18 protein-coding genes are annotated in these 19,741 nt (G+C 34.3%); 3 read left to right on the top strand and 15 right to left on the bottom strand.

Going from position 1 to position 19,741, the window contains the following annotated elements; translation table 11 throughout:
- Positions 1–290 precede the first annotated feature (290 nt).
- From QNH15_RS19860 to QNH15_RS19870, 3 genes are read right to left on the bottom strand one after another with little or no spacing between them, the layout of a single operon-like run.
- Positions 291–2,048, bottom strand: coding sequence for a DUF2326 domain-containing protein (locus tag QNH15_RS19860; RefSeq protein WP_283889908.1), 1,758 nt, complete (start codon positions 2,046–2,048; stop codon positions 291–293).
- Positions 2,045–2,458, bottom strand: coding sequence for an ABC-three component system middle component 6 (locus QNH15_RS19865; RefSeq protein WP_283889909.1), 414 nt, complete (start codon positions 2,456–2,458; stop codon positions 2,045–2,047). The genes QNH15_RS19860 and QNH15_RS19865 overlap by 4 nt, the downstream gene beginning before the upstream one ends.
- Positions 2,455–3,906 carry a metallophosphoesterase family protein gene (locus QNH15_RS19870; protein WP_283889911.1) on the bottom strand — a complete coding sequence of 484 codons (1,452 nt, stop codon included), beginning with the start codon at positions 3,904–3,906 and terminating at the stop codon, positions 2,455–2,457. The genes QNH15_RS19865 and QNH15_RS19870 overlap by 4 nt, the downstream gene beginning before the upstream one ends.
- A gap of 1,110 nt (positions 3,907–5,016) precedes the next feature.
- Here QNH15_RS19870 and QNH15_RS19875 point away from each other — a divergent pair.
- Positions 5,017–7,359, top strand: coding sequence for a zinc-ribbon domain-containing protein (locus QNH15_RS19875; RefSeq protein WP_283889913.1), 2,343 nt, complete (start codon positions 5,017–5,019; stop codon positions 7,357–7,359).
- A gap of 172 nt (positions 7,360–7,531) precedes the next feature.
- On the opposite strand, the gene QNH15_RS19880 is transcribed toward QNH15_RS19875, so the two are convergent.
- From QNH15_RS19880 to QNH15_RS19900, 5 genes are all read right to left on the bottom strand, one after another.
- Positions 7,532–8,764: a hypothetical protein gene (locus tag QNH15_RS19880; RefSeq protein WP_283889915.1), complete on the bottom strand. Its 1,233-nt coding sequence runs from the start codon at positions 8,762–8,764 to the stop codon at positions 7,532–7,534.
- Between the two features lie 208 nt (positions 8,765–8,972).
- A complete protein-coding gene (locus QNH15_RS19885) occupies positions 8,973–9,689 on the bottom strand; it encodes a hypothetical protein (protein ID WP_283889917.1) in 717 nt (238 codons plus the stop codon).
- 179 nt (positions 9,690–9,868) lie between these two features.
- Entirely contained in the window at positions 9,869–10,150 is a 282-nt protein-coding gene (locus tag QNH15_RS19890; RefSeq protein WP_283889918.1) for a hypothetical protein, read from the bottom strand.
- A 69-nt stretch (positions 10,151–10,219) separates the two neighbouring features.
- Positions 10,220–10,630 carry a hypothetical protein gene (locus QNH15_RS19895; protein ID WP_283889919.1) on the bottom strand — a complete coding sequence of 137 codons (411 nt, stop codon included), beginning with the start codon at positions 10,628–10,630 and terminating at the stop codon, positions 10,220–10,222.
- Between the two features lie 3 nt (positions 10,631–10,633).
- Positions 10,634–10,816 carry a hypothetical protein gene (locus QNH15_RS19900; RefSeq protein ID WP_283889921.1) on the bottom strand — a complete coding sequence of 61 codons (183 nt, stop codon included), beginning with the start codon at positions 10,814–10,816 and terminating at the stop codon, positions 10,634–10,636.
- Positions 10,817–10,995: 179 nt separating this feature from the next.
- Between QNH15_RS19900 and QNH15_RS19905 the strand changes: the two genes are divergently transcribed.
- Positions 10,996–11,334 carry a YolD-like family protein gene (locus QNH15_RS19905; RefSeq protein ID WP_283889923.1) on the top strand — a complete coding sequence of 113 codons (339 nt, stop codon included), beginning with the start codon at positions 10,996–10,998 and terminating at the stop codon, positions 11,332–11,334.
- Positions 11,335–11,701: 367 nt separating this feature from the next.
- Here the strand turns inward: QNH15_RS19905 and QNH15_RS19910 are convergent, their stop codons facing one another.
- Positions 11,702–13,090, bottom strand: coding sequence for a TcaA 3rd/4th domain-containing protein (locus QNH15_RS19910; RefSeq protein ID WP_283889925.1), 1,389 nt, complete (start codon positions 13,088–13,090; stop codon positions 11,702–11,704).
- A 367-nt stretch (positions 13,091–13,457) separates the two neighbouring features.
- Positions 13,458–13,718, bottom strand: a complete 261-nt coding sequence (locus QNH15_RS19915; protein ID WP_283889927.1) for a hypothetical protein — start codon at positions 13,716–13,718, stop codon at positions 13,458–13,460.
- Positions 13,719–14,311: 593 nt separating this feature from the next.
- On the opposite strand from QNH15_RS19915, the gene QNH15_RS19920 reads away from it, so the two are divergent.
- Positions 14,312–15,472, top strand: a complete 1,161-nt coding sequence (locus QNH15_RS19920) for a hypothetical protein (protein ID WP_283889929.1) — start codon at positions 14,312–14,314, stop codon at positions 15,470–15,472.
- Between the two features lie 105 nt (positions 15,473–15,577).
- Here QNH15_RS19920 and QNH15_RS19925 read toward each other — a convergent pair whose 3' ends face one another.
- The 5 genes from QNH15_RS19925 to QNH15_RS19945 are packed head-to-tail and all read right to left on the bottom strand — an operon-like array spanning position 15,578 to position 19,740.
- Positions 15,578–16,552, bottom strand: coding sequence for a toprim domain-containing protein (locus tag QNH15_RS19925; protein ID WP_283889931.1), 975 nt, complete (start codon positions 16,550–16,552; stop codon positions 15,578–15,580).
- Positions 16,553–16,571: 19 nt separating this feature from the next.
- Positions 16,572–17,441 carry a hypothetical protein gene (locus QNH15_RS19930; protein ID WP_283889933.1) on the bottom strand — a complete coding sequence of 290 codons (870 nt, stop codon included), beginning with the start codon at positions 17,439–17,441 and terminating at the stop codon, positions 16,572–16,574.
- A 19-nt stretch (positions 17,442–17,460) separates the two neighbouring features.
- On the bottom strand, positions 17,461–18,996 hold the full coding sequence (locus QNH15_RS19935) for an ImmA/IrrE family metallo-endopeptidase (protein WP_283889935.1): 1,536 nt from the start codon (positions 18,994–18,996) through the stop codon (positions 17,461–17,463).
- Between the two features lie 28 nt (positions 18,997–19,024).
- Entirely contained in the window at positions 19,025–19,294 is a 270-nt protein-coding gene (locus QNH15_RS19940) for a hypothetical protein (protein ID WP_283889937.1), read from the bottom strand.
- The gene (locus tag QNH15_RS19945; protein ID WP_283889939.1) at positions 19,291–19,740 is read right to left on the bottom strand and encodes a hypothetical protein; all 450 of its coding nucleotides are present in this window, start codon (positions 19,738–19,740) and stop codon (positions 19,291–19,293) included. The genes QNH15_RS19940 and QNH15_RS19945 overlap by 4 nt, the downstream gene beginning before the upstream one ends.
- Position 19,741: the final 1 nt, after the last annotated feature.

The following is a 19,741-nucleotide window of genomic DNA, read 5'->3' on the forward strand; positions in this document are numbered from 1 at the left end:
TTAGATGCTCTGTTGTTGGCAACATCTACAATCATCCCCCATTCTTATATCTGGAGAACGAAATTTGTAAATCGCCATAAAAATTTCGGAAGAATTGTATAAGAAAACGCAGAAGACTTTAAAACTAAAATTAGAGAAATAAAAGATACTAAACGCTTAAAATTGTTAAATGAAATAAAAAATTCCCTAATAACGAAAATAAATTACATGAACATGTATTTTAATAGAGAAAAATCACCTTGATAATAAATTCAAGGTGATTTCTTGTAAAAAAAGATCTATACTTAAACTCAAAATTTAAAACCAAAAAACCTATTCTGATTCTTATTTAATCTGTCCAGCTTTGCAATTACCATACCAGCTTTTTCGAAAGAATTTAAATCCTCTTCTAACAATTCTGTTTTGTTTATCGTAATAATATATTGTCCTTTTCCAATTTCCTTCAGTTTTTTATTTAAAAACTTCAATAAAGTGCCTTTTACATATGGATCAGGGTTTGAATAAGAGCCATCATGAACAAGAAAGTTAATGCCAAGGTCGTTATTAATTCTGTTAATAAACCAGGTTAAATCGAACATATTTATTTTCATATGTAACCTTCCATGTGATCTTTCATCTGGAATCGAACAACTTATTTTGACCCTACCAGTAGTTGAATTACTAGCATAGCTTATTCTGTTATCATATTCAAAAACCAAGAATCCATGTTGTTTATAAGTTACTCCCATCAATTCGTTAAATAAATGATGGAGTTCACTTATTTTATTACTATATGACAAAAACTCATCATATCTCATCATGTTAATTCTTATGATTTCCTGTTGTATTTCATTAATTTTTTCTGCAATCTCATTTTTTTTATTATAATCTCTTATTCTAACCCGGATCTCTGCTAATTCCAATTCCTTCTTTCTTTTTTCATCCATTACTATTGTTATATCTTCCACATAATCTATGCTTTTAAAAATTCTCGTTGTCTCTTCTAATTCATTTTCTATATTTTCTTTTTCTTCATACAGCTTTTTCAATTTCAACTTTAAAGAAGAAATTTTATCCTTAAAATAATTCCCTCTGCTTTCTACCATAAAGTCATAGAACTCTTTTACTTTAGCATAATTCTTTTTTACTTCATTGGGGAAAAACCCCACTAAATCTTGATAAAATTTCTCCACATTTTCAAGTTGTTTTATTTCATTAGCTTTTACTTGTAAATTTTCAATATTTTTTTGGTACTGATTGCATATATGCTCGTATTCAAAAATTTGATTCTGTATTCCATTTAGTTGCTTCTTTATATCAGTGTACCTATTTGAGCTTTTGTTATAATGCAATGTAGTTTTAGCTTGTTTGATTCTTTGATCCAACTCTTCAATGTACGTAGTTAGTTCCTCTTCTTTTACCCTTAGCGCGGTTATATTTACTTTCATTGATTCTATCATTTTAATTTCATTATTCATATTATCGATGATATCTTTAAATGATTTGATTTCCAGTTCAGTGAGGTATGGCATTGAAAATAAATAATTAAGGAGACTAAATTGTTTAAGGCTACTTCTATTTGGTAAAAGAACATCATTAAATCCTGTCTTTTCATCCCTAATTATATATTCCCTTAATGCAGCAAATGAGATATTATCACAAGTTTCTTTTAAAACTGTTATCTCTACAATCTCTTTATATTCTTTTAAACTGATTTTTTTCCATTCCTCAATTAATAGTGCTGGCCTCATATGTTCTAAGGTATAACCGTAGCGTGGATTATTAAAAGATCTACCTAAAAAAAGTATTCTATCTTTATATTTTATCTGCAGAGCAATAAAAATATCTTTCTTTAAGAGTATCTCATTATTGGAGTAATAGGTTGGAATTGTTTTACCTAGTAAAAATGAAAGACAATCAATCATTGTCGATTTACCAACACCATTTGTTTCATCATTATTCTCCCGTTTCTCCCCGAGAATTATGTTTACTCCTGTTTCGTTAAAAGAATATTTTTTTAGGATATCCCCCTTATCGAATGAAATAACATATAAACTTTGTATTATCATAATGTAGCCTCATCCTCGACTTTTTCAATCATATTCTCAATAATAGTTACTTTTCCTAGTGAAAATAAAAAGGTTAATGCCAAATATAATATTCTTTCTACATTCAGATTAATTGTAATATCTTGCTTATTTGCAAAATCTAAAAATAATTGATCCACATGTTGTCGTTTATTATCTAAAAGTTCATATAGTACCTTTGCAGTAAATAATACATTTTCTTCTACTGAAAGATATTTTGATAGCAAAAAATAATTCATACCTGTTTTTCCTTGTTCTTTTTTGGATCCTCGGTATTCATCAAGAGAGATACATTCCTTTCCAAAAGAAATGGTTTTATTTTCAACTGCATATAAATAAATCGAATTTCTAATTATTGACATCGTAGAATCATTAAAAATCAATTCGTTCATTTCTCAGCGAACCTTTTATTTTCGTTAAAAATATCACATTCATAAATACTCCAAGCAGATAGAATTTTGATATATCTTTTTGTTTTTAGTTTTGAGTATGGTAGTAAATTTTCATATTGACTGCTTGTTTCATCTAAAATTTTCTGGAAAATTTCATCGCCATTGTTAAAGTTATTATGAATTTCAAGGTATTTATCAATAATAATTTCTGCAATTAAATCCTTCTTATCTGCACTAACATATGCTGTAGACTCCATTATATTTGAAATAGTCCCAAAATATCGGGAATAACGTTCAAATCTTTTTTGAAAAGTATCACTGCACTTCATATTGTAAAATTTATTCTCTAATTCCACTTTATTATCTAAATTACTTCTTGTAGGCCCCTCAAAGTTTAATTTTTCATGAAAATCAATTATAAACTGTTTGAATTCATTTTCGTCGATTTGTACAGATTCATCTTGGAAGAGTTCACCATTACTATCTTTTTTTTTAGTTAGGCGCTCAAGACTAAATTCCATCATACCATTCCTTGTTCGCCTTCCTATCTGGTTATTTACTGCCCAATAATCATTTGACGTGTTCCAAATATGAAAACAAGCTTCAGCTTCTCCATTATCCAAATTAACATCTACGACCACAAAACCTGGAATAGCGTATTCATCAGATACGACTGCACCACTTACTAACTCAACAAATGGGTTCGCACTTGAATTAACAGTTACATTATAAGCAGGACTGTGAACATGACCTGAAAGATATAAGTCAATCCCCTTATCGTCAAAATTAGCTATAATGGACTGCTTCTCACTAGGATGAATACAAGCTAAGGTATGGTGGCCAATTGCAATATTTAGCTTTTTTTCATTATCTATTTTTCGTAATTTATTTATTGCATTATAAAATTTTTTCTTCCCTACTAATAAATTGCCCTCCTCTCCTCCTTTGTCGGAGATTATACAAGTATTAATCGAAAATACATTATAGTGCTCTGCACTTTTTAAAAAGTGTAATTCCTCTTTTGGATATTCTACTCCTAAAAAGTCTTCATAAAAATCAAAAAAATTTGATTGTGCATTTAATAAAGTTTCAAAACTCTTTTCATCGATTTCATCAATTTTTTCAGAAGGATTAGCGGAACTTAAAATACCAGCAATTAAAAGTGACCTCATTTTATCTTCTCGGGAGATATCATGATTACCTGGTATAATATAAACCTCATTTTTAGGAATTTCGATTTCATTAATAAGATCATTTAAAAACGTTTTAATATCCTCATTATAAGAATCACCCCGATGAGCAATATCTCCGGTTATTAGTAGAAAGTTGAAGCCGGCTTTCTTTTTCATTTCTCCTAAATAAGAAACGAGTTCATCTCTCATTTTCATTGTATTATAGTTTTGGTGGTGAAAATGTAGGTCAGACAATTGGAGGAATCTAATTTTCATTTAAAAATCACCTTCCATTATTTTGTAACTCCTATTTTAATGTATTTTTAGGGAAGTTAGAAGAAGTGATTTTAAATTTATTCAAAAAATTATTTTTTAAGAAAAACTAAATATAAATACAAATAGGCATCTTATAACCTAAACCCTTCCAATAATTTTTAAAAGTGGATCGTTACTTAAATCCTCCGGCTTAGCCTGCTCTTCTTTGAACTTTTGAGAAGCATCTTATCCTAGCAGTTTAAAGCTCTCAATAATTTTAGACTGAGCTTTCATCTGTGTACTTATTAAATTTTTTGTCTGCCTAATAATTATCTTGTTTCCCCTAACATCTCCAACGTTGATTCCAGCTAACTCAGATAATCGAACCCCAGTATTTAAAAAGACCAGCTTATCACTTCGTCCCTAAAACAAACAAACGACTTTTTTTTTCTAATTGTGTTAATCAATTGTTCAATTGCCTTTTGACGATCCCCGGGTAGCTTTATGTTCTTCCTTGGACTGGAAAGAAGGTATTTGTTCTTTTGCAGGAAGTTGTAGAGCGATCTAAGAGCCCTTAAACGAGTATTTATTTGCGTCACCTTCATTAACTTTTACTTCTCATAAATAGCTCTTCTAGGTCCTTCTGTGTACAAACGTAAAAAAAGACCTCTTACAAGTGTAAGAAGTCTTTTATATACATGCTGATTAGTTATGTAATGGTACCGGTGGTCGATGTCGAACCGACACTCCCGAAGGAACACGATTTTGAGTCCGGTAAATAAATTTTTGCTTTGGTCCTTTGTTCCCCATTACTGACCTAACCCCTGAAAGAGTCGTTTCGTATTAGCCTAATCTACTCGGTCTTCCATAGACCCGGATTCTCGTTCACAAGAAAGGGGCTTTAGGAGAAATAAAAAAACGGGAGAACATTTGTAATCTTCACCTTTATAAACCTCTTTTTCTTTATATTATTCTTGATAAATAGTCGTTCTTGAAACGTTTGAACCTCACGGAAAAAAAACATCTATGTGCAAAGGGAAATCCAATCTTTTACAGAATTCTTGAAGAAAGCTGAGTTGCAACTATTACACCAATCACCAGTAGAACACTAGGAGAGTAGGAGAGATAGATATGGGAAAGCTACTAAAAGAATACCACCCAGAATTATTAAATGAATATGATTATATAAAGAACCAAAAAAATTTAATCAATACACTTACGGTAGGTTCAGGTAAGAAAGTCTGGTGGATTTGTAAAAAAGGCCACCCCTCATATAAAGCTACATGTCATAATCGAATTAAAAAGAATAGTGGGTGCCCTTATTGTTCTAACTTAAAAGCATATAAAGGAAACTCATTAGCTACTCTTTCGCCACCTATTGCAGCTGAATGGAATTATAAAAAAAATGGAGATTTGACACCTAATGATTTTACGAATGGCTCAGGAAAAAAAGTTTGGTGGTTTTGTAGGTATGGGCACGAATGGGAGGCAATTATACATCCCCGTACCAAGCGCGGCGTTGGATGTCCTGAATGCTTTAAGAGAACAAATACTTCATTCTCTGAACAATGCATCCTTTATTATCTTCAAAAGATATTTCCTAATATTAAGAATCGTAAAAAATTAAATATCTATGGAGAAACATTTGAAGCAGACATTTATATAGAGAATTTAAATATTGCTATAGAATACGATGGCTCCAGAACCCACAAAAATAAATTTGAGAAAGATTTAAGAAAACGACTGACCTTTCAAAGAGCTGGAATCAGAATTATTAACGTACGCGAAGGAGAACTACCTTCTTTAACTCAAAATCAAGAAGATGAATTAATGATTGGAGAGGGTAGAAGAATAAATGATGTAATTAGAACTCAAATGATGCATAAATTAATGATTCTTTTAGGTATAGATGATTATTCATTTGAAATTGATGTACCCAAAGACCGAGTACGAATTTTGGAAATGTATCACCGTGTCAGGGCAAAAAACAATATTTTTCAAAAGACACCTGAAATTGCAGCGCAATGGCATCCTAAAAAAAATGGCATTTTAAAACCTGAATACTTCCCCTTTGGATCAAAGGAAAAAGTATGGTGGTTAGGTAAATGCGGACATGAATGGGAAGCTATTATATATACACGAACAAAAATGGGATATGGGTGTCCTTATTGCCGAAATCTCTATGTAGATGAAACGAATTCTTTAGAAAGTTTAAACCCAGCAATCCTTGAATATTGGGATCTTGAGAAAAACAATGTTGATGAAATATATCCTTCTCAAGTTGTTCCAAGTTCTCCTAAAGATGCCTGGTGGAAGTGTTCTAAGGGACATTCTTTTAAAAGCGGAATAAGGGTAAGATTAGCAAGTAAAAATGAAGGCTGCCCTTATTGTATCGGTCGAAAAGTTAGTATAGAAAATTCACTAGGTACCCAACGTCCATGGGTATTTCAATACTGGGACGACGAAAAAAATAAAAAAACCCCTTTTGAATTCACTCCTAAATCTGAATCAAATGCATTTTGGAGATGTAAAAAATGCAATCACGCATGGCAAGAACGAATTGATTATATCGAAAGAAGGAAATCTTATAGATGCCCTAATCCAAAATGCGAAATGAAGGATATAGAGCCCAAAGTACCCTGTGATGGACATCCAGGTAAGCTGTTAAAAGACTATCCAATATTTTTTAACGAGTGGCATTTTGAAAAAAATAAGCATTTAAATATGGATACGTTATTATGCGGAAATAAAGAAAGTGCTTGGTGGAAATGCAACAAAGGACATGAGTGGTATAAAGAAATCAACAGAAGAACAAAACGATTTAAGGATTGTCCAAGATGCTATTCGAAAACGATTATAAAGAATCCAATTTTAAGGAATCACAAGTTAATGCGATATTGGGACTTTGAATCTAATGTTTATGCTCCTAGTGATATAGGAATTTATTCTACCCTAAGATTGCATTGGAAATGCGGAAGGAACCATCGTTGGATACAGTCTCCAGACAGCAAAGTTTCATGTCCAGAGTGCAATAAAATCAATTTAAGACAGAAAAACGGAGAAATATTACAACAGCATGCTGATATCTTTCAAGAATGGGACTTTGAGAAAAATAAAAATGCGAATTTAGAACTTTTAAAAATGGGAGGTCATAAAAAATATTTTTGGAAGTGTAAAAAAAATCCTGAACATACATGGGAAAGCAATATCCCAAATCGAATTGGCAAAAATAAAAATGGATGTCCCTACTGTTCCGGTAAAAAGCAAAAACCTGAAAAGTTACTTCAAAATGCAAGACCTGATCTTTTAAAGTATTGGGATTTCGAAAAAAATAAGGATACACCCTTAGATGTTCTCGTGGGTTCTGGAAAAAGGAGATTTTGGAGATGTCCTGATTGTCAATATACTTGGGAAAACCGAATTGATAGCATTACAAAAAGGAAAATCATTTGTATATCATGTAAAAACAAATAAAAATACTGCTTTTCATTTTACAAAATACATGAGCAAAAAACTTACAACATATGTCTTAAAATTTTAAAAATAAAAAAAGTGATTAAATAAAAAAGAGAAGATTTTTTTCTTCTCTTTAACACTATTAATTAATAGTTGCAATTTGTAATTCAACTCGAAAAGATACATACAATCAATAATAGTCTGTCCAACTACTCATTTCAATTTCAAAATCTGCTTGAATTTCATTGTAATGATCAATCATTCCAGAAATACCGTTTAAAAAAGTTAATGTTTGATAAAAAAGATTATTAAAATTCTCTATATTATATTTTTTTTCTTCTTTAAAATGGTACTCCAAATGTTTATCTACTGGATATCTAAATTTATCTGATCTACCATCAAAAGTATGTATTTCATGTAACAATCCAAAATTGTAAGTATATATAGAGTCTTCTTTCGAACCTTTAGCAATATCTAATACTCTCCCTTCAATACACTGCCATAAGCCCAAAACACTGTGTTTTTTTTGATATATATGCTCTAGTGCTTTTTCTTGATTATAAACATCAAAAAGAATCTCTTTTAAAGATAATTCAAGTGCATTTTTATATAAATAACAAGCAGGAAGGAAGTTTAAATTGATTTTAGTAGAAGACTTAAATGCTTCATCCATCAGTAGCTCAGCTGCTTTCCAGTACCCATTAATATATAGATACATTTTGCTTCTATTGTAAGCAAATCCTACTACACTCTGGGCATAATAATCTCCACCCTCTTCTAAAAACTCCGGATGATAGCTAAGATGTTCATCGGTTTTTATATATTTCTCTGAATAATAGTTATTAAGTATTTCAAAAGCAATTTCCATCTTATTAACCAGTTTAATTAAATCAATATGAGTTTGTTTTTCAAATACCCATTTCATTTTAAACACTGGCTTATCGTTTTTATTTCTTAATATTTTAAAAGGGTATCTGAATGAATCTGATTCTCTATCCATATCAGTCATATTATTTAAAAGCTGTTTTAACCATTCGTATCCCTTTTTGTCAACAGAAATAAATTCTGTTAAAAAAGGTTCGATTTCACCAAGTATCAAACTTAAATTATGAAATGTCTCTTTCAAAAAGTTTTTCCTTGATTCCCTAGACTCTATATACTTAAAACCAATAGCTTTTAGGATAAGTTCAATACTATGCCTATATAAAAATACAACAGGGAAGAAAATGGTATCTAATTTTTCAATCCTATTATCAGCCATCATTTCCTCTGCAACTTTTCTTCCGGTCTTTTTGAATATATTAGCGTAGTTATAAAAGTCTTCTGAATGGTTATAGGTTTGTGCAATGGTTAATACTTTCCCTTTGTCAATTTTTCCGTTTTTTAACATAGTGTTTGAGATCTCTTTTAATAATTTATCCAATAATTAATCTCCTTTAAGGGCGTTGTAATAAGTGCGGAGCTTACCCTTAGTGACAACAAATGCTTTTGTAAGCGTAAAGATTTGCCAACTTTCCCCTTCCACTTATACAAGATACGCCTTAGATATTCTAAGAATGATTTCAAATAATTGTTCAAACCTTAATTCCTTTTGATTCTGCAATATTTTAAAATGGAACCAAGCTGTTCCTTTAATTAGATGTTGCGGGTTTATATTCAATCAAATTAAAAATTTGTTCAGTTACAATACCTTTGAGAATTAAATATACTTTAGGTCTTTTAGATTTTAAACTATTGTTGTGCTTAAAAATTTCTGGTCCGACATATGGAGGATTAGTAACTAACATACTATTTGAACCACAAATAGCATCAAATTGAGCTTTATTAAGCGATTTAATTTCTTGCAGTTGCCACTTGAAGAACGCAGCCTTTTCTTCCTCATACATCTCTATACCGAGATATTCCCGACGGGCACCATAACCGGAAACACTATTTAATATTTGCACCATACGATCAAGGAGGATTAGATCCACCTTCAATTCCTTGGTTAAGCCTTTTAGAATACCTTTTTGGTGTTCCGAAAGTTTTTGGTTTGTTATAAACACAATTCCTTTTGCATTGTTATAGCGAACACCAGCTAAGTCCTTTTTAAACTTCTTTTTTATATCACGTACAAAGTCTTTTTCTCCAATCCCAAAATAACAAGCTCCAATCCATAGAAGTCCATCCTTTTTACACAGAAAATCTTTCTTTCCATCCGCCCCTCCCCCTGGTTGTGAAGGCTCTATTTCTTCATAATTCTCATGAGCTAAGAAGAATCCCGAAAGTCGTTCTGATGGAATTTGACCAATGTTCCAGTTCAGTAACCGATATCTTGTTTCTTCACCAATTGGTTTTCTATTATTCATTCTTTCACTTCCATTCTATGGTTAATAGGTTGTTAATCTATTATATAATTTTCCAGAAAAAAAAGCCCTTATATTCAAAGGCTCACACATTATGCTTTTACAGTAATGCTGATATTCATATCGCAATGAATAAATAGTTTTTATTTTTGGTCGAAATAAAACCTTTAAAACATTAAGGCTTATTGCAATATTTTTCCAATGTAACCTAATAGAGCAATACCTACACAGATAATAACAATAACTGCTACAGCTCCAGTAATCCAGAACAAGACTCTCCAAAAAATAATAATTGCAACTACAATACAAAACCCTAACAGCAAAAGTAAAAGCATATCTGTAAAATGAGTGACTAAAAGGAAAATAACAAATCCTACAGAAGCCAATAAAGTCAGGTATATAAAAATGTTTAATATATACCTAACGTTCTTTTTTTGATTTGCACTTTGCTGTGTTCTGTTCATAGTTTTAGGCCACCTCATTTGAATTTAGCAAGGTAGTATAAACGGCTCTTTGCCAGAACGGTAAAATTATCACCTTTCATGTTCACTGACTAACTTCATATGTAAGTTATGTTCCTTTTTATTGACCTGTTCCACCTTATCGAATACCTTTACCATTTCGGTTAACGGTACTTTTCCAAATGGTTCTGAAAGGTTCTCTCTGGATAAATAACCAATATTATAAGGAGAGCAAAGAACTGCAGACTTCTTAATCAATCCGTATTCTAAAGAATCTTCCAGGATGTGGCCAATTTCTGCTACGTGTCTTTTTTCTATTCTTGAAGTAAGCGTGGCGATTTGAACTGCTCCATCTTCAAGATCTCGAAGTACAAGAACTGGCCGCGGAGAGGATTGAACCGACTCACCGGTTTCCACATGTTTGAATTCAAGTTTTGCTTTGCAAAGAGCACCCATGGAGAGAACGGACTTTTCGTTCTCCATGGGTTATTCTTCCCAGAACTTCATTGCTTTTTTATCATTTGTGTAGACTGTGACCGTATCTTTCTTATCCAGGTGTTTATAGGGTTCTCTATCCCCTTTTAATTTTCGGATGGTATCATGCTGCTTATTAATACGATCTAATTGAGCATTTAACTTGGCTTTTAATTTTTCTTCCTCGTTATTCATGTATATCCCTCCGAATTGTTCATTTTAAATTTCATTGACTAATCTCATTCTATTCAAAGGTAACACAATAACACAATTTTACAATAATGAGATTGTGTCTTATGACAATAAATTGCAATATAGGATAAAATCATACGGTTTACAAGAACACTTGTTCGGTTATATTATATCTAAAGGAGGTGGCCAATTTGATCAGAGACAGAGGTAGTATTAAATGGACAGCGATGATGCTGCCAGAGCATGTTAAACAATTAAGGGAATTTGACAGGGACCAAAGTAAAAAAGTAAAACCAGAACTTGATGAGCAGCAACTCCAACTGATAGAAGAAACCATATGTGAAGCAATGTCTGAAAATTTGTATTTATGCTTTACATATTTTAAAGACGACGACTTTTATTTATTGATTGGAAAGGTACACTTTGTAGACACCTATAAAGGGGAATTCAGGATAGTGGATTACCACAATGAAATACATAAACTTAAACAAGAGGATTTGATTGATGTAAAAATAAATTAAATTATTGGACACAAAAGACCTTTGTAAAATTCCTAGATATAGAAATAGAAAGAATTCAAGAAGTGAGTTCTATAATTTTTCTTCCAAAAACCCCTCTCCACTCTAAACAAGCAAAAACCCGGAGTTTCAGCTGTTTCCATAACTCAGGGTTTTGTTTGCGGGTTAATTGGTTAACCTAACCCACTCTCACACAGAGAAAACTATATAATTAATTTATCCATACTCTTACCCCTTGAAAAAGCCATTCTTAATTTTCTTTGAGATAAAATTTACACATACATCAAGGGTTATCATTATCAGACGCTAGACAGATTGCTCTAGCCATTTTTGAAGCGAACTCACCTCTACTGTTGTTATTTTTCACGCCTCAAAACTTTGTTTTTATAACATTCTTACCTTTCATTTCATCATCACCAAAATAACTCGAATTAATTTCACTGATAAGCCAGCTTTTTGATTCATCATTATAAGTTAGAATTACTGTATCCGTATTAAACTCTTCTTCTAAGGGATCTTCATCATCCCATCCTTTGTTATACTCTTTGAATTTATAATGAAATTCAACAGGTACCTCGATTTGAAATTCATCTTCTTTGTTGGCTAACGTAGCCTTATCAATATCAATACGCGTGCCTATCGCTTTACCCTTCCAATAGTTGTCGTACGATTTATCTGACTGGATATCCTCTGCATGCTCTTTAACAATGTTATCTGTTGCTGTTTTAATAACCGATGCATCTTGTTTTACCAAGGCTTCAAGTTGCTGTTTTGCGAAATCATTGATGGTTTTAACGATTTGATCCCTAACCTCGTCATTAACAAACGGGCTTGGCGTTACATCAATACTACCTGTGTCTTCGGTAACCGTCTCAGGTTCACTTTTCGCAACTCCCCAAGGGTACTTCGATTCTCCGTATATTTCCACAGATCCATCAGTAGAGAAGGGACCATACGATTCTTCCTCTTCGCCACTTGAGCCGAAGGGTCCTCCCTCCTCTTGAATGGTTGCTTTTTTTCCAGTATCCTTGCCATTTACAAAGATAGAAACTCCTTCTACATTAGCTACAATTGGTATCTTTTCTCCGGTTAATTCCAAAGAAACTTCTTTACTGAATTTTTCATCTTCAAATAGATTAACTTCGTCTTTGCTCTGTATTTCTGCATAATCGTACTTCTTTGATCCCTGTACAGAATATGTCCCAGGGGCCAAGTTACGTACGGTCGTTTCTAAATTATCCTTTTTTGTTTCCAACACTTTCTTATTGTTCAGTTTGATTGTTGATCCAGGTTGATCGGAAGAAACTGTTAAGGAATACGGTCTTGGATAGATGTGATATGAAGAGAAAAGTCCACCCTTTTTTGTTATGTAATAATCGCCTGCCTTTAATATTTCTCCTTCAGTGGCCCTTTCAAAGAGTGGATTTCGCGATTTAGCCTCTTCGTCTTTTTCCTCAATAGCTGTTTGCGCTTTCATTAAAAATACCTGTACTTTTAAATAATCAGGTTCATCTTTTGCGTAAGCCGTTAACTGCTTTAGGTTGTCATCTGTAATCGTAACACCATCCTTGCTCTTTACAATGTCCTTTAACGAATCAATATCTCCTTGATTTACTCCAGCCTCAAACTTATTCACCAATTCATCTCCACTGGGACGCGTAAAATTAAAAATAATAACAGCGATCATCCCAACTAAGAACAGGCTTAAAAGAATGAGGCTAATCTTCTTCCCTCTCTTTGGAGCTTTTTCTGTTTCCATTTTAATCCTCCTTTGGATTTTAAACCCTTTTTGTTAACGATATCAAATAAAAGAAAGAGAAAAAAGAAACTAAAGTCCCTGTTCTCACGATGTTCTAGTAGTCTTACATAAGACTGTCCGGTTCCAATTCTATATATCAATTATCCTACCTGTAAGTTAGTAAAAATAAGCTAAATAGCCGCCGAGAATTATTACTAGGTACTCTGCTTCGTCGTCGTGGTGGAACAGTCCCTCCACTCTTCTACACACTTACATAGAAGAAATTACTACAAGAAAAAAATTTGACCCCGCTGTATCTTTGCGCTCGCCTTACTTACAACAAAGGAAAGCCCCCGCCCTTGTTGGCGGAAGGCTTTCCCTTGTTGTATTACTCCGTATCAGACTCGTCGGCCATACACAGCAGGCGCAGCCCCCGAATACTGCTAATGACGGTGATGACGTTGACAGGGAACAGTCCCCACGCCCCAGTGGTCAGGTTAAAGACCACCCACGGAATCTGTGCGACCAGATTGAGCCACAGACCCAGCTTCTTCTTCTTCCGATCAGCCGGGGTATTTGACTCCCCAACGACCAGGAAGTAACCGCCAGCTCCCAGAAGCCCGAGAATGATTGACATTGCCAGAGCCATGTCTTCTCCCTGTTTTGTTGTTCTTGCTATCTAAATTCTATGCTGGAAACCGGACCAGCACCACTGGTTCAGATGTGATTCAGGCCACATCGATTTCGCTTTGACAGACCCGGTACGCATGATAGAGTAGTTCATGTCAGCAGGGGAAAATCCCCGAAGACACCAACCGGAGGTTCACATGGGTAAGAAGGACGGCAAGCCGAACCCGAATGACGTCGGCAGCAACATGAAGATCTCGGTCAGCAAGAAGACCCAGAAGAAGATTCAGGAGAGCCAGGACAAGAAGAAGAAGTAAACAAGCCCCCTGCCCCCTAACTGGGGGCAGGGCATTAAAGTAAAAGAAACGTCTTAACGGAGGGTAGCTAGGTACCCTCCGTTAAGCGTGTACGGTTTGGATAAATCCATCTGGATTTATCCGACATGTCCTGATTTATCCCCCGACTTCGTCAAGGGATAAATCGAACATGTCTTGGATTGCCGACAGTTTTAATAACTGAATATTAATTCACAAAATATTTTTTATAAAAAAGACTCCTTTACTCACTAAGTTTGTAATAATATGGAACTATTATCGTTATAAGGAGAAGATTAGATTGATAAAAATATATATTGAAAACTTAGATAAGTCCCTTTTCAAAGAAGCTCATAAAAGATTATACGAAATTTTTTACTTTTATTTTGATATCGCTGATATAGAGATGGAAGACGAGAATGAAGAGCTTTATCAAAGATTGTTTCCAGCTTTTTTATATAGAACTAACAAAGAAAAATGTATGAAGGCAGTTGCTGAGTTAAGAGAGTATTTGCAAGACAAAAGTTACACATATAGTCTTGATCCTCTTCATCAGCAAGTATTATGGAGAGTATTAACATATGTGGCGGAGGTCGATCAGGATAATGAGATATTTTTCCCTAAACAAAAAAATGAACAATTAGACAATGACGACGATGAAAGATTCTGCTTATCTGACCTCGACGATGTACACTTTTATTTGGAATGGTGTTTTGAAGATCTAGATTTTCAATCTATTCCAGCATTTTTAAGCCATTATAAGGCTGACCCATTAAACTTTAACTTTCACTTCGATATAGACCTAGATGAGTATATTGATTTTATGCCTGAAAAATTACAAAAAGAATATTTTAAAATTAAAGATGAAACTGAGATGATCAAAAGCTTAATGAAAGATCTTATAATTGTCGAGAAGAAGAACGGAACAATGTATAGTGATATTCGAGCAGGTATAAACCTTGATTATGTCTTAATTGCGGATTGCTCATTACCTATTGAGGAAGGAGATCGAATAATTCGAGTTTTACCAAACGGCTTAGAAGAAAATTATATAGTATTAGATAGAGGATATACAGAAAAGGCTTTTGGCACTCCTGCCCATTATAGGGTTAAAGTAAGCAGAAGTTCTGTCTTGGAGACAAAACAATGGACCGTAATACATAACCACAACCATGGTGGTGATTTTGCTAATTTTAGCATTAATAGTACAGACAACTCTACCAATACTAACGTTATCATAAAAAACGATTTGGAAGTATTTGATCATCTGAAGCAATCCATCCAATCTCTAGTTATTGAAGAAGCAGAAAAAAGTCGTCTATTAAAAGAAACAGATGAATTAAAGAATACAGTTGGTACAAAGAATTTTAAAAGTCGATATGAAAAATTTATTTCTTCAGCAGCTAATCATATTACTGTCATAAGCCCTTTCCTTCCAATATTAAACAAATTTCTTAGTTGACCAAAGGATTTAGCATTTTAAAAAGCCCCGGCATTTGAGCTGGGGCTAACGTTATGTTTCCTTATGATCCTTTATTAATATTCCTGGTACAAATCAATAAGTACTTCAACGCTCCAGCACTTCTTTTTCATTAAAATCATTTACTAGCGTTTGAACCAACCGCCCTCTTCGTTCATCATTCCAGTCTTGTCCGGTTTTGGGAGGTAAATTCACTTCAAGAAACTCTTCTTTAACAAGGTTCTTCATTTTTCCTATAAACTCCAAACCACCAGAATCATTGTCAACAGCAAGCACCCACTTTTTAATTTCATAGCCTTCTTCTGCAGCCTCTAAATGACTTTGGGAAACGGTTTTGGGTTTTAGGCCGTTCATACTCACCAATCGAGCATCCTGCAATTCTCTCCCCTTAATCGACCAATAAGAAAGCATATCAATGGGGCTTTCAAATACAATAATTTTATCCGGCCTTCCTACATCAATCGTAAATCCACCGTGTTCCTTACCGTTAGGCATGATCTGCTTAAACGTTCCCCGTTTATTCTGCATCTTTATCGTGCCTTGACGATCAGCCCCGACAATTTTCCCCTTCCCGCCATTTTCTCGCCATTTAAAGACAGCATTTTGCTTCTTATCTTGAGCTAAAAGGTCTTTTTTAAACAACCAATCTACAATCCTAGGATCAATCTTTCGTTGCACTATGAGATAGTTTTTTACAGAGGTACGGTCTTTCACTTCTAAGAAGTCAGGGTAACTAAAGGGTTCAGCAACTGTTTCTTTTCTAAACTCCCCTTTTTTCAACGTTCGGTCCTTATACTCTCCTCCATTAATATCGGTAACTGCTTCGGGAAAAGTCATGTCATAATACATCATGGCAAATGAAATAGCTCCTACTCCTTTTTCTTGCCGGCTATTCCAGTAATACATATTATCTTTAAAAACAAGCGAGTCATGTTCCTGGTGGCGATAAAACCTCTGACGAGCACCTTCTGACTTTATGGGTTCACCTTTTGCTTCTAGATAGTCGATCAAATGGATCTCCCTGGCTCTTGAAATTTCATCAGACGTTACACGATGAGTCATCTTCCCACCTCCTGAGTGATTAACGTTCTAATCCTTCTTCATGGGTAATATGAGTCGTTGTTTTCTCATTAATACTTTGTATCGATTCTTGTTTCACTTCTTGAATGTTTATTTCTTTAATCATCGTCATCTTTGGAGAAAGAAGGTTGCTCCGATCCATTATCATGTTGGTTTCATACTCTGAAACCATTCCAGACTCCTTGCTGTAAGAGAACGTCTTGGATTTAAATCCGGCATTATTCCGATCCATATATTTCATTTGCAGCGTGCCGCTTTCATGATCTTTTTTTGCCGAAAGTAATTGGTATTGCTGCCTTTCCTGATCATCCGTTTTGGACTGAACCAAGGGGCGGTCTTCATTCCTTTGATTCACGTACCTCTTAATGATTTTCTCAGCAACATCTAAGTTAATTTGATGATCTTTTGTGCTTTTCATAGCTTCTAAAGCATAGATCGGTGGGTAACCTTTTTCCTGCATATCTTGGTACAATGACATTTCTTTTTCGGTGAATGAAGGTGAACTATTTTCACTACGCTCAATCCAATTCGCAAACCGTTCATTCTCAATCATTTCTGATTTACCATGTTGTAAATCGTCCTCATGTAAAATGAGCGAGTCCATTTGAGATGTATCATAAGCATGCTGAATTCGATTATAAACATCAGAATCCAAGACATCACTTAGGTAGGTAACATCTCTTACATGCAGATCCACCTTCGGATCAAGAGGAGAAATATAGAGGTTATCCCGATTTCCCCCGTCCCAAACTGGCAGGCTATAAGTTTTTCCACTTTCACCATCCAATATGTCAAAGGACCCGATCATCTCTTCATCATGGGTCAGGTTTAGAGAAACAATATGTTCAGATTTACCTTGCCCATTTTCCATGGTATGCCCTCTCCTTTCTTCACCTTCTTAATCCTTCCTCATGATGAAAAGCCTTCTGATTTGTTTGTTTTACCGGTTGTCTGTCATTTCGAATAGAATCCTTTACTTTTTCTTCTAAGTTCCTTACTTCCTCACTAGATACAGCACCAGATTTCAGCAGGTTACTTTTACTTTCATAGTAGTCATTCTCAAAATCTAAGCGTTCCAGAACGGCTTCTTCACTAAGGTCCCCTGCGCTTTCCTTCCGTAAGGACAATTGGTAATTCATGAATTTATTCTCTAGAGCACTTTTACTTTCAAAATTTTCGGTCATTTTTCTATATAGATCTGGCTCTTGAATCTGTAGTTGCTCCAACAGAGAGGAAAAGGGCTGTTCATCTTCATCTTTGGACATGACAAATGGTTTTGGTTCATACCGATTACCTTCTGAATCAGTAACTGTATACTTGGTTTCAATTTCCATCATTTCATGAGTAGCTGTTCTTAATTCACGGTTTACTGCTAGTAAGTAATCGTTCATTTTCTTCAGACTTAGTACTGCTTTAGGTTGAAGTCCTTCAGCCTCTGACCACTCAATTAAAGCCATAAGTTCGTTACGGTCTTTAGCGCTGGCTTTGCGGTTTTCCACCAGATCTTCCTCAATGACTTCAATAAAAGCATGAGAAGTTTTTACGACTTCATCCAGCAAGCGGATTTTATCATCGAATTTAGTTTCGTCTTTTGAAAAGTGGCTAATATAGCCTAAACTGTATTCACTTGTGTCCAATCCCAGATAAGAAGCCACGGTAAATGCTGTTAGTTCTGCTTGAAATTCTTTTTCGTGATGGTTGTAATTCGATCTTGTTTCTTTCGTATGCAATGTAGCATGAGCTAATTCATGGATTAATGTTTTTACATTTTGCAATTCACTGTTCCTGGGATTTAAAGCTACTTCCTTCAGCTGGGTATAACTAACTCCTTTTGCAGCTCCCAGTTCTTCATATGGATCCACGATATTAATACCGTATTTATCAGCTACCTTTTCTAACGACTGATAAACCAGCGAATAGTTTTCTACCTTGCCTTCCAGCCACCTATTGGGAAAAATGTCCGGCAGATCTTTCGCTGTAGCGTTGGTCTGCGATACGTCAAAGACATAAGTAAGCGAGTAGTAGCGATCTGTAAAAACGGGAATCTCTTTGTGTCGAATCTTTTGTTTCTCTTCAGCTGTTGCTTTTGCAACCGGGATCTTTTCATCTCTGCCATCCCGTCTAAAATAGTTAAATGGATTTGGTTTAAGAATCTTAATACCTTTTTCGCCTTTATTCACTGTAAAGCCATGTTTTTTCCAAAATCCAAAGTTTCCAACGGCCAAAGCTCCGGGAAACTGATGATCAATTAGCGCCATATTTCGGCTGGAATATTGATAAAACCTTGATTTGTATTCCAGATATTCTTTTAGTTGTGACGGAGTTTCAAAGTAAGAATTGACCTTATCATGCAGGACATTGGTTAAGTCATTGATCTCTTGCTGCTTTTCCTTAAAGGTTTTGGATTTGTAATTCTTATTGGCCATAGTTTATCACCGTCCGTTGTTTTGATAATTACAATACCTTTCCTTCATCATCCAGCTCGACCTCATCATTACCCTGTAATTCCTCTACATTTGATTCAAAATAATACTCCATACTTTCTATTTCTAATCTGTTATCTTCTACATTGAATGGCACTAAGACGTCATCTCTATTCAGTAATACTTGGTGTAAACCTTTTGCCTCTTCGGGCTTTAAAGGGACGATAAATTCTTGATTCCCTACAGCTAACACAACATCTGTATCCCCCATCTCTTTTACCAAAGCTAACTGGAAACTCATAATATGTCCTCCTTATTTTTGCGATAGTTCTCCCATTCCACTCGTTTTTGTCTTTTGTATTCAATTCGTTCCTGTATTGTAGTTTTGGCAGTCACTAAACCTTTAGCTTCCATTTGATCTGTAGTTAGGATGTCATCTACTGAATCATTAATCATGATCCCGTTCAACAACTCGATCACTATTTGGGTGTTTCGATCGGTGTTATTCGTACCTAATCGAATCCGGGCTAATTCATCTTTTAACGATTGATACAGGTTTTGACTCACTACTTCAGCAACATAATTGAGTGACCACTGATTCTTTTTCAGTCGTTTATGTTCATTCACTAAATAGGTGATGGCGTCACCATTATACTTAAAGTTCTGTTCCTCTTTAATTTCTTCCATGTAATCCATAACTTCATCATCGAGTGTCACCCTAAACCGATTTCTTTCATCCACTGGCATG

The sequence above is a fragment of the Fictibacillus enclensis genome, from assembly GCF_030123385.1.
Lineage (GTDB): Bacteria > Bacillota > Bacilli > Bacillales > Fictibacillaceae > Fictibacillus_C > Fictibacillus_C enclensis.

Coding starts and splice junctions, on each gene's coding strand:
- QNH15_RS19860 (WP_283889908.1), bottom strand. CDS start 2,048: ATGATAATACAAAGTTTATATGTTATTTCATTCGATAAGGGGGATATC.
- QNH15_RS19865 (WP_283889909.1), bottom strand. CDS start 2,458: ATGAACGAATTGATTTTTAATGATTCTACGATGTCAATAATTAGAAAT.
- QNH15_RS19870 (WP_283889911.1), bottom strand. CDS start 3,906: ATGAAAATTAGATTCCTCCAATTGTCTGACCTACATTTTCACCACCAA.
- QNH15_RS19875 (WP_283889913.1), top strand. CDS start 5,017: ATGGGAAAGCTACTAAAAGAATACCACCCAGAATTATTAAATGAATAT.
- QNH15_RS19885 (WP_283889917.1), bottom strand. CDS start 9,689: ATGAATAATAGAAAACCAATTGGTGAAGAAACAAGATATCGGTTACTG.
- QNH15_RS19890 (WP_283889918.1), bottom strand. CDS start 10,150: ATGAACAGAACACAGCAAAGTGCAAATCAAAAAAAGAACGTTAGGTAT.
- QNH15_RS19895 (WP_283889919.1), bottom strand. CDS start 10,630: ATGGAGAACGAAAAGTCCGTTCTCTCCATGGGTGCTCTTTGCAAAGCA.
- QNH15_RS19900 (WP_283889921.1), bottom strand. CDS start 10,816: ATGAATAACGAGGAAGAAAAATTAAAAGCCAAGTTAAATGCTCAATTA.
- QNH15_RS19910 (WP_283889925.1), bottom strand. CDS start 13,090: ATGGAAACAGAAAAAGCTCCAAAGAGAGGGAAGAAGATTAGCCTCATT.
- QNH15_RS19915 (WP_283889927.1), bottom strand. CDS start 13,718: ATGGCTCTGGCAATGTCAATCATTCTCGGGCTTCTGGGAGCTGGCGGT.
- QNH15_RS19925 (WP_283889931.1), bottom strand. CDS start 16,552: ATGACTCATCGTGTAACGTCTGATGAAATTTCAAGAGCCAGGGAGATC.
- QNH15_RS19930 (WP_283889933.1), bottom strand. CDS start 17,441: ATGGAAAATGGGCAAGGTAAATCTGAACATATTGTTTCTCTAAACCTG.
- QNH15_RS19935 (WP_283889935.1), bottom strand. CDS start 18,996: ATGGCCAATAAGAATTACAAATCCAAAACCTTTAAGGAAAAGCAGCAA.
- QNH15_RS19940 (WP_283889937.1), bottom strand. CDS start 19,294: ATGAGTTTCCAGTTAGCTTTGGTAAAAGAGATGGGGGATACAGATGTT.
- QNH15_RS19945 (WP_283889939.1), bottom strand. CDS start 19,740: ATGCCAGTGGATGAAAGAAATCGGTTTAGGGTGACACTCGATGATGAA.